The 2,573-nt window shown below is 47.2% G+C and carries 3 protein-coding genes and 1 pseudogene; 3 read left to right on the forward strand and 1 reads right to left on the reverse strand.

The window, feature by feature from the left end:
• Positions 1-928, forward strand: a pseudogene (locus AB7U36_RS22275) (hypothetical protein); the annotation flags it as partial.
• 212 nt (positions 929-1,140) lie between these two features.
• Here the strand turns inward: AB7U36_RS22275 and AB7U36_RS22280 are convergent.
• Positions 1,141-1,479: a DUF5320 domain-containing protein gene (locus tag AB7U36_RS22280; protein ID WP_428161792.1), complete on the reverse strand. Its 339-nt coding sequence runs from the start codon at positions 1,477-1,479 to the stop codon at positions 1,141-1,143.
• Between the two features lie 231 nt (positions 1,480-1,710).
• On the opposite strand from AB7U36_RS22280, the gene AB7U36_RS22285 reads away from it, so the two are divergent.
• Both AB7U36_RS22285 and AB7U36_RS22290 read left to right on the forward strand, forming a co-directional pair.
• Positions 1,711-1,851 (forward strand): hypothetical protein, encoded by a 141-nt coding sequence (locus AB7U36_RS22285; protein WP_428161793.1) that lies wholly within the window; start codon positions 1,711-1,713, stop codon positions 1,849-1,851.
• Between the two features lie 313 nt (positions 1,852-2,164).
• Positions 2,165-2,573 (forward strand): DUF6125 family protein (locus AB7U36_RS22290; RefSeq protein WP_428161794.1); only part of this gene is annotated, 409 nt, incomplete at its 3' end.

Raw genomic sequence — 2,573 nt, forward strand, 5'->3', positions numbered from 1 at the left:
CATTCTTGAGGTGGCCAAGGATGACAAAGCATGGACAGACGCCATTGCTTTTCAGAAAGCCAAACGTGAAGAGTTCGGAAAACTGTACGATGATTTTGCCCTCCAGGAAAATGAGATCAAAACTTGTACACCCATGCGCATCCTGGCCGGTGAAGTGGTTAAAGCCACGGGTGATACCTTTTATGCAGCCAAACTGTACAAAAAGTCCGAAAAACTTACCATTCATTTTAGCGATTTCATCAAGCTGGCTGCCGCCATTCATGCTGATCTTAAGGATGCGGAATGGATCAAAGAGATCTATACGGCACTTCTGGGCAAATGCAAGAGCTTTGGTGATTACAATACCCTGACCAATGCCATCCAGGATACCCTTGGGGACAGCGCCTGGGTAAAACAGATCTATGAAGGTTTAGAGACAAAGGCTGCCGGCAACGGCGATCTCATCAAGCTTGCCGCTGTAGCCATTGAGAAGTTTAAGGACAAAGAGTGGGCACAAAAACTTGTGGGTGCCGTAGCCGGCAAGGCCAAGACCGTTTACGACTATACCTTTGCAGGTAGTGCTATCCTGAAACTGCTTGGAAACAGGGAATGGGCTTTGGATCTGTATAAGTCCGCCGAAGGCCTTTGCCGCACCAAGCAGGATTATGCGGGTCTGGTGGCGTTGGTGAAACAGCAGACTGCGGACAAGACCATGCTTTCAGAACTGTTGGTCCTGGGTCGCCAGAAATTGACCGAATTCAGCGACCAGGTCTTTTTGGCTGAAACCTTTTTGATCGACGCCCAGGATGCAGAGAACGCGGCTGCTGTGTATGAAGATGCCGAGCGCAATGCCTTGACCAATGATACATTGTCTCAGTTAGGCACCAGCGTTAAAGGTCGTCTGGGTGATGACAAATGGGCATCGCGCATTTTGGCAAAAATCAGATAAAGTTATGTCAGAAAAACTTTTTTATTGACAAATTATATAATTATGGTAGGTTGTTTCTAATGCCAATTTTGAATTCGAAAAAACTGGCTGAATAACCTCCTTATTATCCTTAAGAAATCAGCCGTCGGAGTTGCCGCCCGACGGCTGATTTCTTTTTTGTAGATGCCCCGGGTGACAAAGGGTTCCCTTTTTACCCGGGGCTGTATCAATGATTATTCGTTCTCGGATGTGGTATTGAGCTGGGCCTTAATGGCGTTGAGCTCCTCTTCCAGCATCCTGGCCCTGTCCTGGAGCGCAGCTTCATTTGCCGGCCCGGACACAGGGGCACCAGCGAAACCAAATCCACGGCCCATGCCGCGACCCATACCACGGCCTCCACCGCCAAATCCACGACCGTATCCCTGACCGCCATATCCGGCTCCATAACTTGCACCATATCCGGCACCGGCCATGTTGCGGTTTCCGCAAATACCAAGACTCCTTCCGGTCATGGGTCCCAATCCTTGTGGTCCTCTCTGATTAAATCCTGGCATGACATTTTCTCCTTTCATTTTTATTTTTACCAGGGTTTTTCACCCTGTCTGTTAAGGGAGCCGGCTGCATCTTCAACGGCCTGCTCCCGGGATGTTGTAATATCTTCTCCCACTCACTGCGATCAGTTTGTTTCAGCTATCTTTGCGTCCTCATCAATAATTTGTCTGCGTAGTACTCTATTTTTATTTTGATCATTTGACCATAATATAGGTCGCTATGCCGTGGTGTCAATAAAAAATAATGGTCAAATGATCATTATTTATTTCATATATCCAAAATCAGGGATGTCCTTTACCCGGAAACGTCTGACCCGGCAGTTTGTCATGCTCCTGGAACTGACTGCTTATACCGGGTGGGTATCCGGCACCCTGGCAGGATTTGTGTTGTGAACATTTCTTTTTTTTCGGAATGCCCGGATCCCCGCCCGCCTTGATGCTTTTTTAAAATTTAGAACATTCGGATGTAAAAGTAATGTAAATATCAAATACGTTTTATCATTTAATTCACCACGAAGATCACGAAGGAGACGAAGTTTAAGTCCCTGATATCTTCGTGAACTTCGGCTCCTTCCTGGTAAAAAAAACAAGAAAATAGATTAAAAAAAGCTATATTCGGTTACCCTGTTCTGTTGAACAAAGCATCTTGACACAGGGTCAGACTTTGAGTAATTTGTGGGCAAACGTTTAACAAGGAGGACGATTCATGCAAGATTCAACTCCGTTCCAAGCTCAGGATCTTACCCCTGATATGCAGAAAACCCAATTGATCGACATGTTTACCCGTATTGTTGTCCACTACGGCCTCTGGTTCAATGAGGTTCAGCACCAGATGGGGATGGAAAAGGCACTTACCGCGCTGGATAAGGCCACACAATATTCAATTGCCAGCCTCATGAAACATCTGTCCAGCACATTGGAGTTTGAACTGGAACAGGGCATGCCCAAAGCGTTGATGTCTCTGGATGACGCTACAACCGAAAAATTGATGGCAGCCGTGGGAAAAGCCTGGCTGGCCAATGACGGGGTCTGGTTTCAGGCTGTGGAGTTTGAGCACGGCATGAACGATGCCAAACGGTGCAATGACTCCTGCTGGGCCCGTTTTTCCCCCTTCG

The organism is Desulfobacter sp. (genome assembly GCF_050177295.1).